This window comes from Achromobacter sp. MUI-25009338 (genome assembly GCF_057359325.1).
Map to the genome: position 1 here is coordinate 4,397,477 of NZ_CM170627.1, position 24,826 is coordinate 4,422,302.

A 24,826-nucleotide genomic window follows, 5' to 3' on the forward strand; every position below is an offset into this window, starting at 1 on the left:
GCGCGGGCGCGCGCGAGCTAGACAGGAATACCTGCCATGGAAGTTTCCCGTATCCGAGCCTTGCGCGGTCCCAATCTGTGGAGCAAGAACACGGCGATCGAGGCCATCGTCTCCTGCGCCGACGCCGAGTGCTCCATCGACAACCTGCCCGAGTTCGAAGCGCGCCTGCGCGCGCGGCTGCCGCAGACCGGGGTGCTGCGCCCCGAAGGCCACCAGGGCGCGGTGTCCATCGCCCACGTGCTGCAGATCGTCGCGCTGACGCTGCAGGCCCACGCCGGCTGCCCAGTCACGTTCGGCCGCGTCGCCTCCACCATCGAGCCCGGCGTGTTCCAGGTGGTGGTGGAATACAGCGAGGAGGAAGTCGGCCGGCTGGCCATGGAGCTGGCGCAGACGCTGGTGCGCGCCGCGCTGGACGACGCGCCGTTCGACCTGGCCGACGCCCTCGGGCGCCTGCGCGAGCTGGACGAAGACGTGCGCCTGGGCCCCAGCACCGGCTCCATCGTCAACGCCGCGGTCGCGCGCAATATTCCCTACCGCCGCCTGACGCAGGGCAGCATGGTGCAGTTCGGCTGGGGCAGCAAACAGCGCCGCATCCAGGCCGCGGAAACCGACAGGACCAGCGCCATCTCCGAATCCATCGCGCAGGACAAGGACCTGACCAAGATGCTGCTGGACGCCGCCGGCGTGCCGGTGCCGATGGGACGCTCGGTCACCACCGCCGAAGACGCCTGGGCCGCGGCGCAGGAGCTGGGCGGCCCGGTCGTGGTCAAGCCGCGCGACGGCAGCCAGGGACGCGGCGTGGCGGTCAATATCGAGACCCGCGAGCGCGTGATCCAGGCGTTCGAGGCGGCCGAGGAGATCAGCGCCGAGGTCATCGTCGAACGCTACATCCCGGGCCATGACTTCCGCCTGCTGGTGGTGGGCGGCTCGCTGGTGGCGGCCTCGCGCCGCGACCCGCCGCAGGTCACCGGCGACGGCCAGCACACCATTCGCCAGCTGGTCGACCAGGTCAACGCCGACCCGCTGCGCGGCGACGGCCACGCGACCTCGCTGACCAAGATCCGCTTCGACGACATCGCCCTGGCCACGCTGAAGAAGCAGGGCTTCGAGGCCGATTCCGTGCCGCCGGCCGGCACCCTGATCCTGCTGCGCAACAACGCCAACCTGAGCACCGGCGGCACGGCCACGGACGTGACCGACGAAGTGCATCCCGAGATGGCGGCGCGCGCGGTGTCCGCGGCCCGCATGATCGGGCTGGACATCTGCGGCGTGGACGTGGTGGCCGAAAGCGTGCTGTATCCGCTCGAGGACCAGCACGGCGGCGTGGTCGAAGTCAACGCCGCGCCCGGCCTGCGCATGCACCTGAACCCCTCGTTCGGCAAGGGCCGCGCGGTGGGCGAGGCCATCATCGCGAACATGTACGCCGACGGCGACGACGGCCGCATCCCGGTGGTGGCGGTGGCCGGCACCAACGGCAAGACCACCACGGTGCGCCTGACCGCGCACATCCTGGGCGTGGCCGGCAACCGGGTCGGCATGACCAATTCCGACGGCGTCTACGTGGACAATCTGCGCATCGACACCGGCGACTGCAGCGGCCCGCGCAGCGCCCGCAGCGTGCTGATGCATCCCGACGTGGACGCGGCCGTGTTCGAGACCGCGCGCGGCGGCATCCTGCGCGAAGGCCTGGCCTTCGACCGCTGCAACGTCGCCGTGGTCACCAACATCGGCATGGGCGACCACCTGGGCCTGGGCTACATCAGCACCGTCGAGGACCTGGCCGTGGTCAAGCGCGTGATCGTGCAGCACGTGCATCCCGACGGCACCGCCGTGCTGAACGCGGCCGACCCCATCGTGGCCGAAATGGCCGCGAGTTGCCCGGGCTCCATCACCTACTTCGCCGAGGACCGCAACCATCCGGTGATGGCCACGCACCGCGCGCAGGGCCTGCGCGCCGTGTACCGCGACGGCGACGCGATCGTGGCCGCGCAGGGCGCGGCGGAGACGCGCTATCCGCTGGCGGCGATTCCGCTCACGCGCAACGGCACGATCAGCTTCCAGGTCGAGAACGCCATGGCCTCGGTCGCCGCGGCCTGGGCGCTGGGCCTGAGCGAGGACGTGATCCGCCGCGGCCTGGCCAGCTTCGTCAACGACGCCCAGACCGCGCCCGGACGCTTCAACGTGTTCGACTACCGCGGCGCCACGGTGATCGCGGACTACGGCCACAACCCCGACGCCATCCTGGCGCTGGTGCGCGCGGTGGACGCCATGCCGGCCAAGCGCCGCTCGGTCGTCATCAGCGGCGCCGGCGACCGGCGCGACGAAGACATCCGCATGCAGACCGAGATCCTGGGCGAGGCCTTCGACGAGGTGGTGCTCTATCAGGACCAGTGCCAGCGCGGCCGCGCCGACGGCGAGGTGCTGGCGCTGCTGCAGCAGGGCCTGGCCAACGCCACGCGCAGCAAGCGCGTCGATGAGATCTACGGCGAGTTCCTGGCTATCGACACCGCGCTCGCGCGCCTGACGCCGGGCGACCTGTGCCTGATCCTGGTGGACCAGGTGGAAGAGGCGCTGGCGCATATCGCCGGCCGCATCGCGCAAGCCTGAAGCGGCGCGTCGGCGCAATGCAACGGGGCGCCCGCGGGCGCCCCTTTTTCATGCATGGCCGCTTGCGGCCCGGCTCAGCCGGCGGCGGCCGCCGCCGGCGCATTGGCCTGGTAGCGGTCCGTCACCTGCGCGCATCCCGTCGCCGCCATCGCGGCCAGCGCCAACAAGATCGCACTGCAAAGTCGTTGCGTCATCCCTGCTCCTCTTTCATTCCGCCCGCGCGGGTTCCGCCACGACTATACCCTGCCGCGGCGCCCGGCTCCGCCCGTAGATCCCGTTACCAGCCTCCCCACAAAAGCGGACAAGACGTTGCCAGAATGTAACGTGCGCCCCTAGTGCGCCTGCAACCCCTGCCGCCGGAAATTCCGCGAAGCCGCCCTCGCGGCGCTGTTACATTTGCCCACAGCCGCGTTTGACAGCGCTTGCCGGCCCCCCGTACGTTGAACACATGGCCTGCGCCGGCGGCATCCGCCAGACAGGCCGACTGATCAGTGTCCCACTCAACCGCGGGGGCAAGGTTTGTAGGCCGCAAACCCCGCCGCCGCATGCAAACGGAGAGGTCACCATGAATAACGACATCATCGCGGGCAAATGGAAACAACTGACGGGCAAGGCGAAAGCGGCCTGGGGCGAACTCACCGATGACGAGCTGACCCGCACCGAAGGCAACGCCGAACGCCTGGCGGGCCTGATCCAGGAGCGCTACGGCAAGACCCGGGAAGAAGCCGAGAAGGAAGTCCGCGACTTCTTCGACCGCAATCCCTGATCCCTCACCCCACCAGGAGAAGCTGACATGTTGCACTACGCCGTCGTTTTCTTCGTCATCGCCATCATCGCGGCTGTCCTGGGTTTCGGCGGCATCGCCGCCGGCGCCGCGGGCATCGCCAAGATCCTGTTCTTCGTCTTCCTGGTACTGGCGCTGCTGTCCATCCTGGGCGGCGCATTCCGCAAGAAATAGAACCCGTACCCAAGGCATTCCGACCACTGTTGCGCCTCGAACGCGCCCAACCATATCAACAAGGAGCACGACTATGGAACTACGCAAGCTGATCGCCGCCGCCGCACTGGGCACGGGCGCCGCCTTCACTTCCATCGCCTTTGCCGCCGACGACGGCAAGCCGAAACAGTCCGTGGGTGAATATGCGTCCGACGCCACCGTGACCACCAAGGTCAAGGCAGCCTTCGTGGCCGACAAGCAGCTGAGCGCGCTCGACATCGCCGTGGAAACGAATAACGGCGTCGTCACCCTGACCGGCACCGTCGGCACCGCCGCCGAAGCCGATCACGCCGCCACCGTCACGCGCGGAGTCGAAGGCGTCAAGCAGGTGATGAACAACGTCAAGGTCGACCCTGCCAAGAACAAGCGTTAAGGCAAGATGGCTTCGGGCTGCGCCCGAAGCGGCAAACGGCGCCTGCATCGATATGCGGGCGCCGTTTTTTATTGCGGTTCCATGCGCGGCCCCAAAGCCTTTGGGCCCCGGATCAGTGAATGCTTCGTCAGGACTCCATGCCTGGGTTGCGAGCGATATCGGCCTGCACGCCATGGATCTGCTTGCGCAAGGCGGGTAAGTCGCTCTGAATCGTCTTCCAGACGATTTCCAAATCCACATTGTGATAAGCGTGCGAGACACGATTTCGCATCGTGTACATGACGAGCCAAGGAACGCCGTCATGCCGCGCTGCAAATGCCGGCGCCGTGCGCTGGATCTTGTTCGACGCTTCGCCGATGATCTCAATATTGCGAATGGCAGCGTCCTGCACCAGCTCATTGGCCAGGAACGAGGCTTCATCCATGTCGGACGTATAACGATGGATGCGAGCGATCTCCTCCAGAATATGCGCGAGGTAGTCGGGGATGCGCTGCGCTTGCGTCATACCGGCACGGCTTCGGAGAGAATCCGGTTGCGAAACGCATCGGGCAAAGCCTTGGGAGTCAGCACGTCGACCGACACGCCGAGCAGACGTTGCAATTCCACTTGAATGGCGGCCACGTCCATCAGCGTCGTTTCCGCTGTCGGGTCGACGAGTATGTCCAAATCACTGCCTTCGGTATCCAGGCCGTACAGCACGGAACCGAAAACCCTGGCATTGCGGGCTCGATGGGATTCGACCACACGCCGGATCACGATGCGGTTCGAGTCCAGGGCTTCAGACGGTTTCATCGGGCGGTCTCCCTACATGGTCTGGTTTCACGGTAGTGCAACCGGCGCTGGAAGACAACAGCGCGATCAGATATCCACGACACCCCGCCCGATCTCCAGCGCGCGCCCGCCCACCTGGATGCGGCCGTCGGCCTGGACGTCCAGCAGCAGCCGGCATGGGCGGCCCATCTGGTCGCCCTGCTCCACCAGGATGCTGGCGGGCAAGGCATGGCCGCGATGGCGCAGCCAGCCGCCCAGGTTGGCGCAGGCCGAGCCGGTGCCGGCGTCCTCGTTCACGCCGCCGCCGGGCTTGGCGTAGAAGTAGCGGGCCACCACGACCTGCCGGCCGTCCTGCCTGCGGTCTCCGTCGAAGGCGAACACGTACAGGATCTTGCGATCCAGGCTGTTGGCCTGCCAGCGCTCGAGCCGCGAGGCGTCGGGCGCGGCGCGGCGCACCGCGTCCACGCTGGCCAGCGGCGCCAGCAGCTGGTCCGCGCCGGTGTCCACCCAGATCGGGTCGTCCAGCAGGTCCGACTCGTCCAGCCCGGCCAGGCCGGCGATCTCTGCCCGGCCCAGCGTCGGCGGCGCGGTGCGCACGCCGTCGGGGCAAGGCGCGGTGAAGGTCCAGGCGTCGCCTTGCGCGGTCACCGGCACGACGCCGGCCGTGAATTCCAGTGTCAGCGCATCGCCGGTCTTGAACAGGTCGCGCACCACTTGCGAAGTGCCGATGGTGGGATGGCCGGCGAATTTCATTTCGTAGCCCGGCGTGAAGATGCGCACGCGCGCGTCGGCGCGCTGCGACGGCAGGATGAACGTGGTTTCGGACAGGTTGAATTGCGCCGCCAGATTGAGCATGGTGGCGTCGTCCATGCCGCGCGCGTCTTCGAAGACGCACAACTGGTTGCCGCCGAACGTGGTGGCGGCAAAAACATTGAGCAGGCGGAAAGCGTATGAAGCCATGGGAGCAGGCGATGTCGTGGAAGCGGCCCTCCACTTTATCGCAGCCCCCCGGGACCGGCTACCAGATCGCGAAGAACAGCACCCAGGCGATGCAGAACGGCGCCAGCCCGGCCGCCAGCGTCAGCCAGGCCAGGCCCTTGCGCCAGGCGCTGGCCGCGCGCGGCTTGAGCAGGCGCGCATACAGGCGCAGCGTCCACAGCACCGCCAGGCTCAACAGCGTGAAGCGCACCGGCGCGGCCCACGCGGCCTCCACGCCTTCGTGCTTGAGCAGGTTGATGGTGGTGGCCGACAGGCCCAGGAACACGCCGATGCCGGCCGACGGGATCAGGGCCTGGGCCAGCTTGTGCAGGCCCGGACGGCCCCAGCGCCCCGCGGTTTCGCCCGGCTCGGGCGCGGCCGGGGCCAGGCGGTCGGCGATCCACAGCGACAGGAAGGCCGCGCCGCCGACGCTGATCGCGGCGCCGAAGACGAACAGCAAGATGCCCGCGCCGTCCAGCCACGAAAAGCTGTCGTTGACTTCGGGGTAATGGGTCAGGATGAACCAGGGCGCGTTGTCCAGCAGCGGCCACATGATGTCGTGCTCGACCAGCCACGTGGCCGCCCATTGCTTGGCGGTCACGTACCAGGGGCTGGCGGTCCAGAGGAAGGCGCCCATGGCGATGCCCATCATGCCGAAGCACAGCAGCGCCGTCTGCCAGGGATCGCCCGAGGCGACGCGGACGATTTCCTCTTCGGGCGAACGCGGGGTCAGCTGGATCGCGCCGCGGTAGCCGCTGCAGCGTCCACAGACATGGCAATCGCCCGCGCCCTTCATGTGGCGCAGCGGCACCAGCGGCGCGCAGTTGATGGGTTCGATGCGGATGACGGGATGGCGCCATTTTTCTTCATCGACCTTGAAGTGCCACGGCGCCAGCTTGGCCAGCAGGTTGAACACGCCGTTGACCGGGCACAGGTATTTGCACCAGACCCGCTTGCTGCGGCCATAGCGCCAGCCGACCACCATGGCGGCCGCCGTGGAACCGCCCAGCACCGCCAGCACCGCCAGCGGATACTGGTACACGCTGACGAGCTGGCCGTAGATGGTGGTCAGCGCGAACGCCACGAACGGCCAGCCGCCCCAGCGTATCCATTTGGGAATCGCCAGCCCCTTGCCGCGTTCGCTGGCCCATTCGGTCAGCATGCCCTCGGGGCACAGCCAACCGCACCAGGCGCGGCCGAGGATCGGCATGGAGATGAGCACGAACGGCCACCACACGCCCCAGAACGCGAACTGCGCGACGATGGTCAGGTTGTTGAACACCGATGACGCGTTGTCCGGCAGCGGCAGCAGCACGGGCACGATCAGCAGGAATGCGTATATCGCGACGATGCCCCACTGCAGTTTGCGCAGCAGCGGGGCATGGTCGCGGAGGAAATCGGCGATACGGGAGGTCGCCCTCCCGAGTGCAGCAGCCATGGTCTAGCCTTCGAGTGTTCGGTCCGGTGCGGCTCCGGGTCAGGACGCGCTGCGGGCCGCGGACGCCGCCCGGCCGGGCTTTGCATCGGCCCAGCGCAGCAGCGCCCAGACGGCGAGCCAGTACGCCGCCCACAACAGCACCGAGATCAGGGCGGGATAGGCGCGGTAGCCGGCGAAGTCGGCCAGCACCTTGCCCAGGCCGGTGCTGTCGTCCAGCAGCCAGGAGCTGTCCCAGACCGGATCGACCAGCGTGGGCAGCACGTCCAGGGAAATCAGGTGGTCCAGGCCGCCGACCAGCAGCGAGCCGGCCAGCAGCAGCAGCAGGATTTCGGTCACGCGGAAAAAGCGGCGCCACGTGATGAGCTTGCCGCCCAGCTGCAGCAGCCAGAAGGTCAGCAGCGCCATCGCGAAGCCGGCGATGCCGGCCAGCGCCAGCATCAGCATGCTGCTGCCGTCGCTGCCGGCCGACACGGTGCCGTACAGGAACACCACGGTTTCGCTGCCTTCGCGGGCCACGGCGATGGCCACCAGCACGAACAGACCCCACCAGTTGTCGTTGGCGATGGACGCCCGCGCGCCGCCTTCGAGTTCGCCCTTGAGCGTGCGGCCGTGCTTCTTCATCCACACCACCATCTGCACCACCAGCGCGCAGGCGGCCAGCGACATGATGGCCTGGAACCATTCCTGGCCTTCGTCGCTGAGCCAGGACGACACGCCCAGCAGCACCAGCGCCAGCGCCACGGCCAGGGCCAGGCCGCCGGCCACGCCGCCCCACAGGTAGTTCAGCCCGCGCTTGCCTTCCGGCGTGGAGCGCAGCCAGGTGTACAGAATGCCCACCACCAGCATGGCTTCGACGCTTTCACGCCAGACGATGAATAGAACCTGTTCCATGTATAGGTACCGCGTTATTCCTTGGGTTTGACGACCAGGGTGCCTTTCACGCTCTGGTGAAAGTCGTCAAAGAACGGATATTCGCCCGGGCGCGAAATGGTGATCACCACGAAGGATTTCACCCCCGGGCCCAGGACTTTTTCCTTGCGCAGCGGAATGCTTTCGAATTCCACCGGCTCGTTGCTTTCGTTGATGAGTTCGATCTTGAAACGGCCCGCCGGCACTTCCAGCGTGGCGGGCTCGAACGTGCCGTCGGGCTTGAACTTCAGGGTGAAGGTGGGCAGGTCGGCCGCCCGCGCGGGCGCCGTGCCGGCCAGGCCGGCCAGGCCGATCAGCAATGCGGCGGCGACGCGGAGCAGGCGTTTCACGATCAGTAGCCGCCCTTCTTGCCGGTGCCGGCAAAGACGAATTCATATTCCAGGTCGAACGGCTCGAACCACGGACCCACGCCGGTTTCCTTGTCGATGTGGCGGCCGAAGTGGCTCATCTTGTCTGCCGTCGGCGGCAGGATCGAGTACTTCAGCTTGTACTTGCCCGGACCTTCCAGCTTGATGTTTTCGCCATAGTGCGGACCGTCGTTGGCGACCATGGGCATGAAGGTGCCCTTCTGGATCTTGTCGCTGCCGACCTTCTGGATCTCGTACTTCACGACCAGGTAAGGCACCCACTCGCCCTCGGGAAAACCGGTCTTGTTGCCGGCGGTGGCGTGGATGTCGGCCTCGAGGTGGACGTCCGAATCCTTCGCCGGACGCATCATTCCGGGCGGGTCCATTTCGATCGGCTGCAGGTACACGGCGCCGATTTCCATGCCGCCCTTCTCCACCGGCTTGCCGATGGGGTATTCGGCCGCATGCGCGGCGGAAGCACTCAGCGCGACGATGGCCAGGGCCAAGGCTTTCTTGAACATGTGCATAATCCTCGAGACACGAATGAAGTGGCGGCTCAAAAACATAAACAAGAACCGTTTTCATTAATGTAACCAAAACAACTGACATATCCCTGAACCTGCGCCTGGGAAAATTCCGAGATCGTTGCGTTTGATCAAGCGCGCTTCGCGGCCCGGCGCGGCGGCCGGCAAAACAAAACGCCCCCGCAGGGGCGTGCACATTCAAGGTGTGGCGCGACGGCGCGGCTACTTGCGGCCCGGGCCCTGCGTACCGCCCGGCGTGAACGGGAAGGTCGAGAACATTGCGCGCGTCTGGTCCTGCATCTGGTCCTGCATTTGCACGAACAGGTTTTTGCTCTGGTCGATGTAGTTGTTCATCATGTTCTGCAGCATGGGCGTCTGCACGTTCATGAACTGGGCCCAGGCCTCGGGTCCGAACTGGCTGCCGTACAGGCCCTTGGACTGCTCGGCCATGCGCTGCTGGATTTCCATGAAGGCCTGGATGTTCTTCTCCAGGTACGAACCCATGATGCCCTGCATGGCGTGGCCGTAGAAACGGATGATCTGCGACAGCATGTTCGAGGAAAACATGGGCATGCCGCCGCTTTCCTCTTCGAGAATGATCTGCAGCAGGATGGAGCGGGTCAGGTCTTCGCTGCTCTTGGCGTCGACGACCTGGAACTCCTCGTTGGCCAGGACCAGTTGCTTGACATCGGCGAGCGTGATGTAGGTGCTGGTCCGGGTGTCGTACAGGCGACGGTTGGGGTACTTTTTAATCAGGCGCAGGCTGGCGCCGGTTTGTGCTTGCGTCATGGTTGTCCCCGGATCGGGCGATCTCTAAGACTTAGAATAAGGTTAGTGTAATGCCGGACGGCCCTCTCCCCGAGACCGTCCGGCGCCAGGGGCCGCCTGCCGGCGGCCCGTGTGCGTCAGCCCATATGCAGGCCGCCGTTGAGCGAGAAGTCCGCTCCGGTCGAGAAGCCCGACTCATCCGAGGCCAGCCACGACGTGATCGACGCGATTTCCTCCGGGGTGCCGAGGCGGCGCACCGGAATGGTGGCGACGATCTTTTCCAGCACGTCGGGACGGATGGCGCGGACCATGTCGGTGCCGATGTAGCCGGGCGACACGGTGTTCACCGTGACGCCCTTGCTGGCCACTTCCTGCGCCAGCGCCATGGTGAAGCCGTGGATGCCGGCCTTGGCCGTGGAATAGTTGGTCTGGCCGAACTGCCCCTTCTGGCCGTTGACCGAGCTGATGTTGACGATACGGCCCCACTGGCGCTCGACCATGTCGTCGATCACCTGCTTGGTCACGTTGAAAAGACTGTTGAGGTTGGTGTCGATGACGGCGCGCCAGTCGTCGGCGCTCATCTTGCGGAACAAGCCGTCGCGCGTGATGCCGGCGTTGTTGACCAGCACGTCGACCGGACCGAGGTCGCGCTTGACCCGCTCGAAGGCCTCCACCGTGGAGTCCCAGTCGGACACATTGCCCACGGACGCGTAGAACGTATAGCCCTGCGCGGCCTGTTCGTCCAGCCACTGCTGGTAATTGCGGCTGGGGCCGCAGCCTGCCACCACGCGAAAGCCATCTTTGGCCAGGCGCTGGCAAATTGAGGTGCCGATCCCGCCCATCCCGCCTGTAACGTAAGCCAGTTTTCCGCTCATTGGATTTCCTCCTGTGTGCGACGGACGCCTCGTTGATTGATTTACTGCCCCGGGCCTACCGCAATCCGCGGTTTCAGGCTGCCCGGACCTTCACATACCTGCCAGGCGCCGGTTCGATCGGCCGGTGCCTGGCGTTGCCCAACTTGGTTCGCGCCTTGACCTGCTTGCCGGAATGGCCGGCCAGCCAATGGGTCCAGTCCGGCCACCAGCTGCCGGGCTGCTCCACCGCCTGCGCCAGCCAGGCGTTGGGATCGCCGGGCAGGTAATGGCCCGGTTGTTCGAGTTCGTCCGCCACCCAGTAGCTGCGGCGTTTCTTGGCCGGCGGATTGACCACGCCGGCGATATGCCCGGAAGCCCCCAGCACGAAACGCTGCGGACCGCGCAGCACCTGGGTGGACGCATAGGCCGAGACCCAGGGCACGATGTGGTCCTCGCGCGAGCCGAAGATGTATGCCGGCATCTGCAGGCGCGTCAGGTCCAGCGGCAGGCCCGCGGCCTGCGCGCCGCCGGGCACCTTCAGATTGTTTTCGAGGTAGGTGTTGCGGAAGTACCAGGAGAAGAAGGGACCGGGCAGATTGGTGCTGTCGCCGTTCCAGAACAGCAGGTCGAAGGCCGGCGGCGTCTGGCCCTTCAGATAGTTGCCGACCACGTAGTTCCAGACCAGTTCGTTGGGCCGCAGGAACGAGAAGGTGGTGGCCAGCTCGCGCCCCGGCATCAGCCCGCCCTTGCCCAGCTGATGGTCGCGCAAAAGCGCGTGGGCCTCGTCGACGAACACGTTCAGCACGCCCGTGTTGTGGAAGTCCAGCAGCGACGTCAGCAGCGTCAGCGAGGCCACCGGATGTTCGCCGCGCGCTTCGGCCAGCGCCAGCGCCGAGGCCAGCATCGTGCCGCCCACGCAGAAACCCAGTGCGTTGACCTGCGGCTGGCCGGTGATGTCGCTGGCCACCCGCAGCGCCTGCAGCACCGCGTTGTCCAGGTAGTCGGACCAGGTGGCGCGGTCCACGCCGTCGGTGTCGCTGGCGACCGGATTGCGCCACGAGATCAGGAAGACGGTGAAACCCTGGTCCACGGCATGCCGCACGAAGGAGTTCTCGGGCTGCAGGTCGAGGATATAGAACTTGTTGATGTTGGGCGGCACGATGACCAGCGGGCGCTCGTGCACGGTGGCGGTGGACGGCGCGTACTGGATCAGCTGGAAGAGCGGATTCTCGTACACGACCTCGCCGGGCGTCACCGCCACGTTGCGGCCGATCTCGAACTTGGTCTCGTCGGTCTGCGTGATGCGGCCTTTCTTGACGTCGCCCAGCAGATTGGCCAGGCCTTCGTTCAACGCGCGGCCGGCGCTTTCGACGATGGATTGCTGCGCGTCCGGATTCAGCGCCAGGAAGTTCGACGGCGACAGCGCGTCGACCCACTGCATGATGGAAAAGCGCAGCCGCTCGCGCAAGGGTTCGCTGACCTGCGCGGCGTCGACCATGCGCGACATGGCGCGAGCCGACAACAGATAGGTGTGCGCCAGCAGCAGGTGCGAGTGATTGGCGGCCCAGGCCTGGCCCGCGAAACGGCGGTCCGGCGGCGGGGCGAGCGCGCCGCGGCGTGCATCATCGCAAAGGCGTTGCCATTCGCGAGAGAATTCGGCCTGTATGTCGGCCAGTGCTTCCGGTGCCACGCTCACCGGAATGGGCCCTGCGGCGGAGAGATTGGCATTCACTTCGACACCTTGTTATCGAAACTACGCGATTGATGTTGCATTCCGGGTCAGGGCCTGTCAATGCGGGTATACAAGGAGAGCTGCCGCGCAGACCGCAAACCCAAACGGTCTTCTTGCGAAAGATCAAGAATTCCGCTGGAGCCAGGCCAACAAGGCCATTCTGCCGGTTTCTCCATCGCGCCGGTAGGAAAAGAACCGGTCCGCTTGAGCCACGGTGCACAGGCCGCTCAGGTGCACTTCTTCTACACCGGCGCGGCGCAGGCGGAAATCGGCCAGACCGGCGAGGTCAGCCAGCCATTTTCCCGGCCGCTCGGGCCGCGGCATGAAGTAGCGCCGCGCGTCCTCGGCCTGCGCGACGAAGGCGTCCAGCACGTCCTGGCCCACTTCGAACGCCTGCGGGCCGATGCCCGGCCCCACCCAGGCGCGCCAGCCGGCGGCCTGCGGCGCCTTGGCGCGCATGGCCGCCAGCGTGTTTTCGAGCACGCCGCCCGACAGGCCGCGCCAGCCGGCATGCGCCGCGCCCAGCACCGTGCCCTGCGCGTCGGCGATCACCACGGGCAGGCAGTCGGCCACCATGACGGCCAGCACCCGGCCGGGACGCGCGGTGACGCTGGCGTCGACCGCCGGCTCCTCGGTCAGGTCGGCGCGATCCGCATCCACCACCTCGCTGCCGTGGACCTGGCGCAGCCACAGCGGTTCGTCCGGCACGGCCGCGCGCACCCGGCGCCGGTTCTCCGCGACGGTGTCGGGATCGTCGCCGGCGCGCCGGCCCAGGTTCAGCGTGTCGTGCGGCGCAACGCCGGCGCCGCCGGCGCGCGTCGTGCAGAAATAGTTCACGCCCGCCCACTGCGGGCCGGTCACCACCGGCAGGCCTGCCACTACGCGTTCCATGCGATGCTTTCCTGTACCTGGGTCATGTCGGCGGGCGCCGCGGCGGTGAATTCGACTTCGCCGCGGCCGCCCGGATCTTCGAAATGCAGCGCGCGCGCATGCAGCATCTGCCGCTGCGCGCCCGCGATGAGCTTGCCGCCGTAAATGGTATCGGCCAGCAGCGGGTGCCCCAGGCTGGCCAGGTGCACCCGGATCTGGTGGGTGCGGCCGGTTTCCAGGCGGCACACCACTTCGGTGACGCGCCCGCCGGGCTCGACCTGCCCGCGGCGCGCCGGCGCATAATGGGTCACGGCGGGCTTGGGCGCCACCGGCCGCTCCACGCTCATGCGCACCGGCACGCGCGCATCGCGCCCGATCGGGCGATCGACCTTGCCGGCCGCGGCCAGCCAGCCATGCGCCAGCGCCACGTATTCGCGGCCCATGCTGCGCGCCTGCAGCTGGCGCACCAGATGGGTTTGCGCGGTTTCGTTGCGGGCCACGACCATCAGGCCGGAGGTGTCCTTGTCCAGCCGGTGCACGATGCCGGCGCGCGCCACCTGTGCCAGTTCGGGATAGCGGTGCAGCAGGCCGTTGAGCAGGGTGCCGCTCCAGTTGCCCGCGCCGGGATGCGTGACCAGCCCCGCGGGCTTGTTCACCACGATCCAGTCCGGGCTTTCGGCGACCACGCCGAATTCCACCGGTTCGGGCGAGAAGGCCAGCGCCTCGGGCGCGGGCTGCGGCCACACGGCGATCTCGTCGCCCGGGCCGACCGTCTGCCGGACCTTGCCGGGCGCGCCGTTGACGTGGACGTTGCCGGCTTCGATCCAGCCCTGCAGCCGGCTGCGGGAATGATCGGGCATCAGCCCCGCCAGCACCTTGTCGAGCCGGTCGGCCCGCGTGCCGTCAGGCACGGTTACAAGTTGCGGTTCTCCCCTGGAATTCTGCTCCGGATTTCCGTCCGGAATACCCAGGAAGTCATCGTCGGAAACGAGATCGGCGCCGGCGGCTGTATCAGACATGGAGACAAATCATATAATCAGCCTGCCATGCTAACACCAAGGATAGGATTCTCGTGATTCACCACTCCGCAGCTCCCTCGAACCCCGCCTCCCGCAGCGGGCCGATCTTGCGCGTGGTCATCGCGCTGGTTGCCGTCATCGCGATCGCCGGTTGCGGCTCGTCCAACAGCAAGTACGACAAGACCGCAAACTGGAGCGCCGAGCAGCTCTACGCCGACGCCAAGGCCGAAATGTCCTCGGGCGGCTGGAAAGAAGCCCGCGAACGCCTGACCGCCATCGAAAGCCGCTACCCCTTCGGCGTCTATGCCCAGCAGGCCCTGCTGGAGCTGGCCTACGTCAACTGGAAGGACGGCGAAAACGAACAGGCCCTGGCCGCCATCGACCGCTTCCAGCAGCTCTATCCCAACCATCCGGGCACCGACTACGCGCTGTACCTGAAAGGCCTGATCAACTTCACGCCGGCCAGCGCCTTCATGAGCAACATCACCGGCCAGGACCCGTCCGAGCGCGACCCCAAGGGCCTGCGCGCGTCCTATGACGCCTTCAACGAACTGATCAAGCGCTATCCGGACAGCAAGTACACGGTGGACGCGGAAAAGCGCGTGGCCTGGCTGGTCAACACCATCGCCATGAACGAAGTGCACGTCGCGCGCTACTACTACGAGCGCGGCGCCTACGTGGCCGCGGCCAACCGCGCACAGACCGTCATCACCGACTTCGAAGGCGTGCCGGCCACCGAGGAAGCGCTCTACCTGATGGTCGAGTCCTACGACAAGCTCGGCATGACCGAACTGAAGAACGACTCGCAGCGCGTCTACGAAAAGAACTTCCCCAACAGCGAGTTCCGCACCAAGGGCCTGAAGGCGGACCGGAGCTGGTGGAATCCGTTCGATTGATCTGATTTCTGCGCGCGGCCGATGGGCCGCGCGCTACCCGCCCTCGGCCTTGCGCCGATAAAACGCCAGCACCTCTTCCAATTCCCGGGTCCGCGCAAACGGCGGCAACCCGCGCCACAGACGCTTGCCGTAGGGTTTTTCGACCAGACGGCCGTCGCCCACCATCAACACCCCCCAATCCGATTCGGTACGGATCAGCCGGCCCGCGCCCTGCTTGAGCGAGATCGCGGCCTCGGGCAACTGGTATTCCGAGAACGGATTGCCGCCCTGCGCGCGGCAGGCGCGCAGCCGCGCCTCGATCACCGGATCGTCGGGCGGGGCGAACGGCAGCTTGTCGATCGCCACCAGGGTCAGCACATCGCCGGGCAGGTCGATGCCTTCCCAGAAGCTGGCGCTGCCCACCAGCACCGGATGCTGGAGCCGGCAGAAGCGGTCCAGCAGGTCGCGGCGCGTGCCGTCGCCCTGCTTGAGCAGGGGCCAGTCGTGGCCGGCGTCGTCGAATTCATCGGCCAGCAGGTTCGCGACCTTGTCCACCGCGCGCAGCGTCGTGCACAGCACCAGCGTGCCGCCCGGGCTGGCCTCCAGAAGCGGCATCAGCGTCTGCACGAAACGGTCCAGGAACTGCGGGGACTGCGGCTCGGGCATGCCGCGGGGCACGAACAGCAAGGCCTGCTCGGGATAGTTGAACGGCGATTCCCATTTGCCGGTGCGCGCCTGGTCCAGGCCCAGCTGGCTGGTGAAGTGCGTGAACTCGCCGTTCACCGACAAGGTGGCCGACGTCATGATCCAGGCCTGGCCGGGCTTGCGGTACTTGGAGAAGGCCTGCGCCACCGACAAGGGCGCGGAATGCAGGCGCACATGGTGCTGCCCGTGCTCGACCCAGCGCACGGCCGGGCCGGTCCATTGCTGCGCGGCGGCCGCGGCCCCGGCCAGGATGGCGGCCGGCGTGGGCAGGCCGTCTCCGGCCACGGATTGCGCCACCGGTTCGGGCGCCTGGTCGTCGCGGCCCCAGCCTTCGTCGGCCGGCTCCGCGCCCGTGCGGCCGGGCGTGGCCCAGCGCTTGAGGCGCGCGGAAATCTCGGCGCCGCTGCGGGCCGCGGCCATCAGGTCGGGATGTTTTTCGGACACCGCGGCCAGGGCCTGCGCCGCGCCGTCGACGGCCTCGCGCAGCACGTGCAGCGCGGCGTCGAACTCGTCGGCATTGGGAATGGCCTCGAAGGTGGCCTTGCGCCCGGGCATGCGGTCCAGCGGCGCGCAGACCAGGCGCAGCTCGCGCGCGGCCGTCTCCAGGTGGCGGCTGACGTCGCTCCATTTGGCCGCTTCGCGCGCGTAGGCCAGGCCCGCGGCCTCCATGGCGCGGCCGAAGTCCATCAGCTGGTGGGTGGACACGCTGCTGCCCAGAAAACGCGTGGCGGTGTCGGGCAACTGATGCGCTTCGTCGAAGATGACGGTGTCGGCTTCGGGCAGCAGGTCGGTCACGCCCTCTTCGCGCAGCACCAGGTCGGCCATGAACAGCGCGTGGTTGACGACCACGACGTCGGCTTCCTGCGCCTGGCGGCGGGCCTTGACCACGAAGCAGTCGCGGATGCGCGGGCATTCCTGGCCCAGGCAGTTCTCGCGCGTGGAGGTGACGCGCTGCCAGATGTCGGCGTCTTCGGGCACCTGCGCCAGGTCGCTGCGATCGCCGGTCTTGGAGATGCCGGCGAACACCTGGATCTGGCGCAGCTGCTGGATTTCGCTGCGCGACTTGAGCGCGCGCTCGTCGCCCTGCAGGCGGTCGAGGTGGTAATGGCAGACGTAGTTGCCGCGGCCCTTGAGCAGCGCGGCCGTCACCGGCGCGGCCAGCGCGGCGCGCACGCGCGGCAGGTCGCGCGAGAAAAGCTGGTCCTGCAGGGTGCGGGTGCCGGTGGAGATCAGCACCTTGCCGCCCTGGATGAAGGCGGGTACAAGGTAGGCCCAGGTCTTGCCGATGCCGGTGCCGGCCTCGGCCACCAGCGTGGCGCGGTCCTGGATGGCCTGGCCGATGGCCTGGGACAGCTCCACTTGCGCGGGGCGCGGCTTGTAGCCGGGCAAGGCCGTGGCCAGAGGGCCGTCCTCGTCGAAGAATTCGGAAATATCCAGGTCCAGCATCAGAACAGTCTCGCCGGTGCCGGTTGCGGTTCGGGCGCCAGACAACTTTATGTGGGAAAGGACCAAATGATACCTGCTGCCGCATCCGCTTCCGGACTTCGGCGCGCCGCAAGAGGGACATATCGGTCCGCTCTGGCACGTTTTGTAACAGCGGCTTATGGCACAATCCGCCCCTTGTTTTCCCTTTTTGTCGTCGTATAGAGATGTCTGAAACTTCCACTATCACGAACGTCGCCGCCGGCGTCGACAACGCCCGCATCGTCGCGCAACTCGCCACCGAACTCGGCGCGCGCGCCTCCCAGATCGCCGCGGCGGTGGAATTGCTGGACGACGGCGCCACCGTGCCCTTCATCGCCCGCTACCGCAAGGAAGCCACCGGCGGCCTGGACGATACCGTGCTGCGCAACCTGGAAGTCCGCCTGGGATATCTGCGCGAACTCGAAGAGCGCCGCGGCGCGATCCTCGAATCGATTTCGCAGCAGGGCAAGCTCACGCCCGAACTGCAGCAGGAAATCAGCGCCGCCGACACCAAGCAGCGCCTGGAAGACCTGTACGCGCCGTACAAGCCCAAGCGCCGCACCCGCGCCCAGATCGCGCGCGAAGCCGGCCTGGAACCGCTGGCCGACGCCATCCTGGCCGATCCGGCCTGCGATCCCGCCGCGCTGGCCGCCCAATACCTGAACCCCGAGGCCTCGATCAACGACGCCAAGGCCGCGCTCGACGGCGCGCGCGACATCCTGGCCGAGCGCTACGCGGAAAACGCAGACCTGCTGGCCGACCTGCGCGAACACCTGTGGTCCACCGGCCTGCTCTATTCCAAGATGGTCGAAGGCAAGGAAGCCGAGGGCGCCAATTTCCGCGACTGGTTCGACTTCAGCGAACCGCTGCGCACCCTGCCCTCGCACCGCATCCTGGCGCTGCTGCGCGGCCGCCAGCAAGGCGTGCTGGAACTGCGCCTGGGCCTGGAAGCCGAACTCGAAGCGCAGCTGCCGCATCCCTGCGTGGCCCGCATCGCCGGCTTTCTCAAGCTGGGCAACGGCCTGTTCGCGCTGGACGCCTCGCCGCGCGCGCGCTGGCTGGGCGAAGTCTGCCGCTGGACCTGGCGCGTCAAGCTGCTGACGGCGTTCGAAAGCGAGCTGATCGGCCGCCTGCGCGAAAGCGCCGAAGCCGAGGCCATCCGCGTGTTCGCCGCCAACCTCAAGGACCTGCTGCTGGCCGCGCCGGCCGGCCCCAAGGCCGTGCTGGGCCTGGACCCCGGCATCCGCACCGGCTGCAAGGTCGCGGTCATCGACGTCACCGGCAAGGTCGTGGACACCACCACCGTCTACCCGTTCGAGCCGCGCCGCGACCGCGACGGCACCATCAACACGCTGGCCGCGCTGGTCGCGCGCCACAAGGTCGACCTGATCGCCATCGGCAACGGCACCGCCTCGCGCGAGAGCGAAAAGCTGGTCGGCGACATGATGGAACGCTTCCCCGACCTCAAGGTCACCCGCGTGGTGGTCTCCGAGGCCGGCGCGTCGGTCTATTCCGCCTCGGAAACCGCGGCGCAGGAATTCCCCGACCTCGACGTGACGCTGCGCGGCGCCGTGTCGATCGCGCGCCGCCTGCAGGACCCGCTGGCCGAGCTGGTCAAGATCGATCCCAAGGCCATCGGCGTGGGCCAGTACCAGCACGACGTCAACCAGCGCGAGCTGGCGCGCTCGCTGGACGCCGTGGTCGAGGACTGCGTGAACGCCGTGGGCGTGGACGTGAACACCGCGTCGGCCGCGCTGCTGGCGCGCGTGTCCGGGCTGAACTCGCTGCTGGCCAAGAACATCGTGGCCTGGCGCAACGAGAACGGCGCCTTCCCCACCCGCGAAGTGCTGCGCAAGGTGCCGCGCTTCGGCGACAAGGCATTCGAGCAGGCCGCCGGCTTCCTGCGCATCCCGAACGGCGAGAACCCGCTGGACGCCTCGTCGGTGCACCCGGAAGCCTATCCGGTGGTCGAGCGCATCGTCGCCAAGATCAAGGCAGAGGTCAAACAGATCATCGGCCAGCGCGACGCGCTCAAGGGCGTGTCGCCTTCGGACTTCACCGACGAGCGCTTCGGCCTGCCGACGGTGCGCGACATCTTCGCCGAACTGGAAAAGCCCGGCCGCGACCCGCGTCCCGAGTTCAAGACCGCGCAGTTCAAGGAAGGCGTGGAAACCCTGAACGACCTGTATCCGGGCATGATCCTGGAAGGCGTGGTGACCAACGTCGCCAACTTCGGCGCCTTCGTCGACATCGGCGTGCATCAGGACGGCCTGGTCCACATCTCGGCCCTGGCCGAGAAGTTCGTGAAGGACCCGCGCGACGTGGTGCGCGTGGGCCAGACGGTCAGCGTTAAGGTGCTGGAAGTGGACGTGGCGCGCAAGCGGGTCGCGCTGACGATGCGCCTGAACGACACCGCGGCCCCTGCCCGCCGCAGCGGCGATGCGCCCAAGGGCGCCGGCGCCGGCCGCCGTCCGCAAGGCGATGGCGGTCGTGGCGGCGCCGGCGGCGGCATGATGAACAGCGCCATGGCCGACGCCTTCGCCAAGCTCAAGCGCTGAGTCCCGTTCCCGGCCTGCAAAAAAAATCGGCGCAATCGCGCCGATTTTTTATTCGTGGGCCGGACCTGCCGGCCATCGCCTATTCCTGGGCCATCGAAGCCAGCGCCGCGCGTGCGCGCTCGAGCGCTTCGGCCTGCGCGCCGGCCGGCGCGGCCGCCACGGCCACGCCGTCGATCACGGCGGCATAGCCCTGCCCGTCGGCCTGCAGCACCGCGTCGGCCGGCTCCGATTGCAGGCGGCGCATCAAGGCGCCGGCTTCCTTCGGATCGGCGAAGCGCTGCGACAGCAGCAGTTCCTCGCCGTCGGCGGCCAGCAGGCGGAAGCGGAAGCCGCCATCCTCGTCGCGGAAGCTGACGAAGCGCGCGCCCTTGCCCTTTTCCTTCTTGGCCGGCGCGCCCTGCGCGGCGCTGGCCACCTGCAGGTTGCGCAGGCCCACGGCCTGGCGCAGTTCCTGCATGAACGGCGTGGACAGCTTGCGCGCCTTGGCGGCGCCGGCCTGCAGGATGTCTTCGATGCGGCCGGGGTTGGCCATCAGATCGAAGTACTTCTCGCGCATGGGCGCGAGCAGGTTCTCCAGATGGTCGTAGAGCGCCTGCTTGGCGTCGCCCCAGCCCATTCCTTCTTCGAGCTGCTTGCGGAAGGCGGCGGACTGCTGCGGCGTGGCGAAGGCGCGGTAGATGGTGTAGAGGTGCGAGTTCTCGGCGTCCTTGGGCTCGCCGGGCTGGCGCGAATCGGTCACGATGCGCATCACCGAGGCGCGCAGCGCGCTGGCGCCGCCCTCGAACAGCGGAATCGTGTTGTTGTAGCTCTTGGACATCTTGCGGCCGTCCAGGCCCGGCAGCGTCGCCACTTCTTCCTCGATCACCACTTCCGGCAGCGTGAAGTAATCGCGGCCGTACAGATGGTTGAAGCGCTGCGCGATGTCGCGCGCCATCTCCAGGTGCTGGATCTGGTCGCGGCCCACCGGCACCTTGTTGGCGTTGAACATGACGATGTCCGCGGCCATCAGCACCGGATACGAGAACAGCCCCATCGTGACGCCGTCATCCGGCTCCACGCCCTTGGCCTCGTTCTGGTCCACCGCGGCCTTGTAGGCGTGCGCCCGGTTCATCAGGCCCTTGGCCGTGACGCAGTTGAGCATCCAGGTCAGCTCGGGAATCTCGGGGATGTCGGACTGGCGGTAGAAGGTCACGCGCTCGTGGTCCAGCCCCACCGCCAGCCAGGTGGCGGCGATCTCCAGGCGCGAACGCGCCACGCGGACGGGATCGTCGCACTTGATCAGCGCGTGGTAGTCCGCCATGAAGAAGAATGCGTCCACGCCGGGCTGGGTGCTGGCCTGGACGGCGGGACGGATCGCGCCCGCGTAATTGCCGAGGTGGGGAGTTCCAGAGGTGGTGATGCCGGTGAGGACGCGGGTATTCATGAGGCGAAAAGGCGTTGGGGGAAAACGCCCAGTGTAACGTGCCGGACGGGCGCCGCGCCCGCCGCCGCTACAGTACGGCCAGCACCGGCGCGGCCAGCGCGCACAGGCCGCCGGCGGTCAGCGCGGCGCGCGGACGGAAGGTGAGGAACCAGATCAGCAGCAGGCCGGCGATGCTGAGTATGCCTATCCATTCGACCGTACCGTAGCTCCAGCCCCAGACCGCCGCAGACGCGCACAGCGACAGGGCCAGCGCGGCCCAGCCGAACAGCCGCAGCGGCACGCGATGGCGCCGCGTCAGCGCGCGGTTGAAGAGGTCTTCGTAGTGGCGGTCCATGCCCAGGCACAAGGCGGAGAATCCGGCGTAGGCCAGGCAGAAGGCGGCTAGCGTCATGGCGTATCACCTCTTGCTTCGTAGGCGCCGAGGGCCGGCGCCTGTTGGGTCGGAGCGGCCGGCGCCGGAGCGCGCCTGGCGGACTGCGCCGCGCCGGCGCGGGCCGCTCTGCGGGCCATCCAGGCCAGCAGCAGGGCTGCGGCCAGGCAGGTCAGGTCGAACCCCGCCATGACCCAGTCGCCGGCGGGCAGCGACGCGCCCAGGTGGCGCGAGGTCGTCAGCGCGTTGAGCACCGGCACCAGCGCCAGCGCGGTGGCGGCGGCGGCCAGCAGGTCGCGCCACTTGCGCCGCGGCAGCAGGAAGGCATAGGCCAGCGACAGGCCCCAGCCGGCGAAGAAGGCGCGCACTTCCCAGAGCTGGCGGCCGGGCAGGTCGGCGGGCAGCAGGCGGTTGGCCCAGAAGAAGGCCGCGACCGCCAGGAACAGGCCGGCGACGGTGCCGGCGTTGAGCGCGTCCACCAGCCGCAGCGAAAACGCCTCGCGCGCGCCGGGACGCGCCTTCTGGCGGCGCTTGGCGATCCACAGCACCAGGCCCGAACCGACCATGCCGGTGCCGGCCAGGCTGACCAGGAAGTAAAGCCAGCGCAGCAGAGGCTCGGCGAAAAGGCCCAGGTGCAGGCCGGTCACCACGCCCGCGGTGCGCACCGCGGCGCTGAGGTCGTCCTCGCCTTCGAGCCGCTGGCCGCTCACGCCGTCGAGCCGCACATAGGGCGCCAGCCGGCCGAACGACACGCCGTCGGCGGCGTCGCGCACCAGCGTGATGGTCGCGCCGGCGTCGCCGGGGTGATTGACGATCACGCGGCCGACCCGGCCCTGCCAATGGCGCTGGGCCTGCTCGACCAGCGGCGCCAGTTCGGCCAGCGGCGCGGGCGCATTGCGCGCCGGCGTGATCTTGAACGACTTGAAGACTTCGTCGGTGTACTGGCGCGGGTTTTCGTAGACGGCCTGGATGCCGGCCGGCATCAGCATGGTCATGAACAGCACCAGGCCGCTGAAGGTGATCATCAGGTGAAACGGCAGCCCCAGCACCGACAGCGCGTTGTGCCCGTCCATCCAGGCGCGCTGGCCGCCCTTGCGCGGCCGGAAGGTGAAGAAATCGGCGAAGATCTTCTTGTGGGTGATGATGCCGCTGATGATGGCCACCAGCATGAACATGCCGGCGATGCTGGCCAGCCAGCGCCCCCACGGAAACGCCATTTCGAGTTCGAAATGAAAGCGGTAGAAGAAATCCCCGCCGCGCGTCTCGCGCGCGCTCACCGCCTGCCCGGTGGCCGGGTCAAGCTTGACGCGCACGAAACCGCGCGTGCCCGGCTTGGGCTTGGGCTGCTGGTACAGCAGCTGGACCGTCGGCTCGCGCCGCGACGGCGGCGTGATGAACCAGCGCGTGGCGTCGGGCGCGTGCTGCTCGAGGTAGCGCTGCCCCAGGGCCACCGCCTGGACCGCCGGCACCGGCTGCGCGTCGATCTCGGGCTGCATCCAGCGCGTGATCTCGGGGCGGAAGAACGCCAGGGTGCCGGTCAGGAACATCGCGAACAGCGCCCAGCCGAAGATCAGCCCCGACCAGGTGTGCAGCCACGACATGGCCTGGCGCAGGCCCTCCTGGCCCGGCGCCTTGGCCGCCTTCATGCCGCCCCCATCGCGCGCCCGGCCAGGAATAGCGCGCCGAGCAGCGCGGCCGGCGCCAGCAGGCCCGCCCAGGCGCGCCACGCATTGCGCGTGGCGAAAACCCAGATCACGCCGCAGGTGTAGAACACGAAAGACAGCATCTGGGCCGTGACCACGGCGTCGGCGCGCTGCAGCGGCAGCCACACGGCCAGGCAGGCCGCCGCGGCCGAGGCCAGCAGATAACCGCCCAGGATGGCGGCCGCGGCCCGGGACAATACGGCAAATCGGTAGCGCATCATGCCTGCGCCGGCAGCGGGAGCTTTCACTGGGGTATGGACGCCAAGATGGGTTTGATTCACGACCGGCCAGGCCGGGTTTGCTCAATCAGAGCCGTGAATTATAACCATTCTCACTACGATGTGGCGTTGGGAAACCCGTCAGGCGGCGCCCCCCGCCCTCCCCTAGAGCGACACCGTCAACCGGCGCTCCGATTCCAGATATTCGCGCGACTGCATTTCGAGGATGCGCGAGACCGTGCGATGGAATTCGTTGGCCAGCGCGCCTTCGGTGTAGATCTCCTCGGGCTCGCATTCGGCGGACATAATGAGCTTGACCCGGTGGTCATAGAACACGTCGATCAGCCAGGTGAAGCGGCGCGCCTCGGAGGCCTGGCGCGGCCCCATCTTGGGCACGCCGGACAGGATCACCGCGTGGAAGCGGTTGGCCAGTTCGAGGTAGTCGTTCTGCGAGCGCGGGCCGCCGCAGAGCGTGGCGAAGTCGAACCACACCACGGTGCCGGCCAGCGCCAGCGCGCGGATCTCGCGGTGCTCGATGTGCAGCACCGGTTCCTGCGGCGGCGTGTCGGCCAGCGTGTCGAAGGCCTTTTGCAGCGCCTGCCGGGCGTGTTCGTCCAGCGGCGTGTGGTAGCACTGCACCTGCTCCAGCGAACGGCGGCGGTAGTCGATGCCGGCGTCCACGTTCAGCACGTCCATGCGCGATTCGATCAGCGCGATGGCGGGCAGTATGCGGTCGCGATGCAGGCCGTCGGGGTACAGCGTGGACGGTTCGTAGTTGGACGTCATCACGAACGAGGTGCCGTACTCGAACAGCTTGAGCAGCAGGCGGTACAGGATCATCGCGTCGGCCACGTCGGAGACGTGGAACTCGTCGAAGCAGATGAGGCGGTAGCGCTTGGCCAGGCGGCGGGCCACTTCGTCGAGCGGGTCCTGCATGCCTTTGACTTCTTCCAGCTCGCGGTGCACGCCGCGCATGAATTCGTGGAAGTGCAGGCGGGTCTTGCGCACCACCGGAACGGTGGCGTAGAAGGCGTCCATCAGGAAGCTCTTGCCCCGCCCCACTCCGCCCCACAGGTAGACGCCGCGCGGCACGTCCGGCCGGTTCAGCAGTTTCTTCAGCGCGTTCGAGCGCATCGACTTGAACCTGACCCAGTCGTCGTAATAGCGCTGCAGCCGGTCGATCGCCTTCTTCTGGGCGGCGTCGGGCTTGTAGCCGCGCTCGGCCAGGGCGTGTTCGTAGTATTCGCTGACGTTCATGTGGGAAAGCGGTTAAGAAGCAACATGAAAAAAGGGCGGATCCGA

Annotated in this window: 24 protein-coding genes; 6 read left to right on the plus strand and 18 right to left on the minus strand. The window is 67.6% G+C overall.

All coding sequences use genetic code 11. From position 1 onward, the window contains the following. The first annotated feature begins 36 nt into the window (after nucleotides 1-36). From cphA to AC1IQ6_RS20835, 4 genes are all read left to right on the plus strand, one after another. Nucleotides 37-2,607 carry a cyanophycin synthetase gene (cphA, locus tag AC1IQ6_RS20820; RefSeq protein WP_209164954.1) on the plus strand — a complete coding sequence of 857 codons (2,571 nt, stop codon included), beginning with the start codon at nucleotides 37-39 and terminating at the stop codon, nucleotides 2,605-2,607. Between the two features lie 565 nt (nucleotides 2,608-3,172). Continuing rightward, on the plus strand, nucleotides 3,173-3,373 hold the full coding sequence (locus tag AC1IQ6_RS20825) for a CsbD family protein (protein ID WP_042792487.1): 201 nt from the start codon (nucleotides 3,173-3,175) through the stop codon (nucleotides 3,371-3,373). A 27-nt stretch (nucleotides 3,374-3,400) separates the two neighbouring features. Further along, the gene (locus AC1IQ6_RS20830; RefSeq protein WP_006389411.1) at nucleotides 3,401-3,565 is read left to right on the plus strand and encodes a DUF1328 domain-containing protein; all 165 of its coding nucleotides are present in this window, start codon (nucleotides 3,401-3,403) and stop codon (nucleotides 3,563-3,565) included. 73 nt (nucleotides 3,566-3,638) lie between these two features. After that, a complete protein-coding gene (locus AC1IQ6_RS20835) occupies nucleotides 3,639-3,977 on the plus strand; it encodes a BON domain-containing protein (RefSeq protein WP_102774521.1) in 339 nt (112 codons plus the stop codon). Between the two features lie 127 nt (nucleotides 3,978-4,104). Here the strand turns inward: AC1IQ6_RS20835 and AC1IQ6_RS20840 are convergent, their stop codons facing one another. The 12 genes from AC1IQ6_RS20840 to AC1IQ6_RS20895 form a co-directional block, all read right to left on the minus strand. Beyond that, complete coding sequence (locus AC1IQ6_RS20840) at nucleotides 4,105-4,482, minus strand: HepT-like ribonuclease domain-containing protein (RefSeq protein WP_485865253.1); 378 nt, start codon at nucleotides 4,480-4,482, stop codon at nucleotides 4,105-4,107. Beyond that, on the minus strand, nucleotides 4,479-4,769 hold the full coding sequence (locus AC1IQ6_RS20845; RefSeq protein ID WP_102774519.1) for a nucleotidyltransferase family protein: 291 nt from the start codon (nucleotides 4,767-4,769) through the stop codon (nucleotides 4,479-4,481). Before AC1IQ6_RS20845 ends, AC1IQ6_RS20840 begins: the two co-directional genes overlap by 4 nt. 66 nt (nucleotides 4,770-4,835) lie before the next feature. Further along, nucleotides 4,836-5,708 carry a PhzF family phenazine biosynthesis protein gene (locus AC1IQ6_RS20850; RefSeq protein ID WP_479730319.1) on the minus strand — a complete coding sequence of 291 codons (873 nt, stop codon included), beginning with the start codon at nucleotides 5,706-5,708 and terminating at the stop codon, nucleotides 4,836-4,838. 58 nt (nucleotides 5,709-5,766) lie between these two features. Beyond that, nucleotides 5,767-7,164, minus strand: a complete 1,398-nt coding sequence (locus tag AC1IQ6_RS20855) for a 4Fe-4S binding protein (protein WP_102774517.1) — start codon at nucleotides 7,162-7,164, stop codon at nucleotides 5,767-5,769. A gap of 39 nt (nucleotides 7,165-7,203) precedes the next feature. After that, entirely contained in the window at nucleotides 7,204-8,055 is an 852-nt protein-coding gene (locus AC1IQ6_RS20860) for an FTR1 family iron permease (RefSeq protein WP_485865254.1), read from the minus strand. Between the two features lie 14 nt (nucleotides 8,056-8,069). Further along, complete coding sequence (locus tag AC1IQ6_RS20865; protein ID WP_440130656.1) at nucleotides 8,070-8,429, minus strand: cupredoxin domain-containing protein; 360 nt, start codon at nucleotides 8,427-8,429, stop codon at nucleotides 8,070-8,072. Next, nucleotides 8,426-8,962: an iron transporter gene (locus AC1IQ6_RS20870; RefSeq protein ID WP_102774515.1), complete on the minus strand. Its 537-nt coding sequence runs from the start codon at nucleotides 8,960-8,962 to the stop codon at nucleotides 8,426-8,428. Before AC1IQ6_RS20870 ends, AC1IQ6_RS20865 begins: the two co-directional genes overlap by 4 nt. A 225-nt stretch (nucleotides 8,963-9,187) precedes the next feature. Further along, on the minus strand, nucleotides 9,188-9,754 hold the full coding sequence (phaR, locus tag AC1IQ6_RS20875) for a polyhydroxyalkanoate synthesis repressor PhaR (RefSeq protein WP_042792481.1): 567 nt from the start codon (nucleotides 9,752-9,754) through the stop codon (nucleotides 9,188-9,190). Nucleotides 9,755-9,870: 116 nt separating this feature from the next. Then, entirely contained in the window at nucleotides 9,871-10,608 is a 738-nt protein-coding gene (gene phbB, locus AC1IQ6_RS20880; RefSeq protein ID WP_102774514.1) for an acetoacetyl-CoA reductase, read from the minus strand. 73 nt (nucleotides 10,609-10,681) lie between these two features. Continuing rightward, nucleotides 10,682-12,319, minus strand: a complete 1,638-nt coding sequence (gene phaC / locus AC1IQ6_RS20885) for a class I poly(R)-hydroxyalkanoic acid synthase (RefSeq protein ID WP_485865255.1) — start codon at nucleotides 12,317-12,319, stop codon at nucleotides 10,682-10,684. Nucleotides 12,320-12,442: 123 nt separating this feature from the next. Continuing rightward, the gene (gene pgeF / locus AC1IQ6_RS20890; RefSeq protein ID WP_485865256.1) at nucleotides 12,443-13,210 is read right to left on the minus strand and encodes a peptidoglycan editing factor PgeF; all 768 of its coding nucleotides are present in this window, start codon (nucleotides 13,208-13,210) and stop codon (nucleotides 12,443-12,445) included. Beyond that, nucleotides 13,198-14,208, minus strand: coding sequence for an RluA family pseudouridine synthase (locus AC1IQ6_RS20895; RefSeq protein ID WP_485865257.1), 1,011 nt, complete (start codon nucleotides 14,206-14,208; stop codon nucleotides 13,198-13,200). The genes pgeF and AC1IQ6_RS20895 overlap by 13 nt, the downstream gene beginning before the upstream one ends. A 107-nt stretch (nucleotides 14,209-14,315) precedes the next feature. On the opposite strand from AC1IQ6_RS20895, the gene AC1IQ6_RS20900 reads away from it, so the two are divergent. Then, entirely contained in the window at nucleotides 14,316-15,104 is a 789-nt protein-coding gene (locus AC1IQ6_RS20900) for an outer membrane protein assembly factor BamD (protein WP_102774510.1), read from the plus strand. A gap of 33 nt (nucleotides 15,105-15,137) precedes the next feature. Here the strand turns inward: AC1IQ6_RS20900 and yoaA are convergent, their stop codons facing one another. Then, a complete protein-coding gene (gene yoaA, locus AC1IQ6_RS20905) occupies nucleotides 15,138-17,234 on the minus strand; it encodes a DNA repair helicase YoaA (protein ID WP_102774509.1) in 2,097 nt (698 codons plus the stop codon). Between the two features lie 203 nt (nucleotides 17,235-17,437). Here yoaA and tex point away from each other — a divergent pair, with 203 nt between their 5' ends. Then, nucleotides 17,438-19,810, plus strand: a complete 2,373-nt coding sequence (gene tex / locus AC1IQ6_RS20910) for an RNA-binding transcriptional accessory protein Tex (protein WP_102774508.1) — start codon at nucleotides 17,438-17,440, stop codon at nucleotides 19,808-19,810. A gap of 79 nt (nucleotides 19,811-19,889) precedes the next feature. On the opposite strand, the gene AC1IQ6_RS20915 is transcribed toward tex, so the two are convergent. The 5 genes from AC1IQ6_RS20915 to zapE form a co-directional block, all read right to left on the minus strand. Continuing rightward, on the minus strand, nucleotides 19,890-21,233 hold the full coding sequence (locus tag AC1IQ6_RS20915) for a tryptophan--tRNA ligase (RefSeq protein WP_102774507.1): 1,344 nt from the start codon (nucleotides 21,231-21,233) through the stop codon (nucleotides 19,890-19,892). A gap of 67 nt (nucleotides 21,234-21,300) precedes the next feature. Then, complete coding sequence (locus AC1IQ6_RS20920; RefSeq protein ID WP_102774506.1) at nucleotides 21,301-21,624, minus strand: DUF3325 domain-containing protein; 324 nt, start codon at nucleotides 21,622-21,624, stop codon at nucleotides 21,301-21,303. Next, nucleotides 21,621-23,249 (minus strand): PepSY-associated TM helix domain-containing protein, encoded by a 1,629-nt coding sequence (locus tag AC1IQ6_RS20925; protein WP_102774505.1) that lies wholly within the window; start codon nucleotides 23,247-23,249, stop codon nucleotides 21,621-21,623. Before AC1IQ6_RS20925 ends, AC1IQ6_RS20920 begins: the two co-directional genes overlap by 4 nt. Beyond that, nucleotides 23,246-23,527, minus strand: a complete 282-nt coding sequence (locus AC1IQ6_RS20930) for a DUF3649 domain-containing protein (RefSeq protein WP_102774504.1) — start codon at nucleotides 23,525-23,527, stop codon at nucleotides 23,246-23,248. The genes AC1IQ6_RS20925 and AC1IQ6_RS20930 overlap by 4 nt, the downstream gene beginning before the upstream one ends. A gap of 162 nt (nucleotides 23,528-23,689) precedes the next feature. Continuing rightward, nucleotides 23,690-24,781 carry a cell division protein ZapE gene (gene zapE / locus AC1IQ6_RS20935; protein ID WP_102774503.1) on the minus strand — a complete coding sequence of 364 codons (1,092 nt, stop codon included), beginning with the start codon at nucleotides 24,779-24,781 and terminating at the stop codon, nucleotides 23,690-23,692. Nucleotides 24,782-24,826 lie beyond the last annotated feature (45 nt).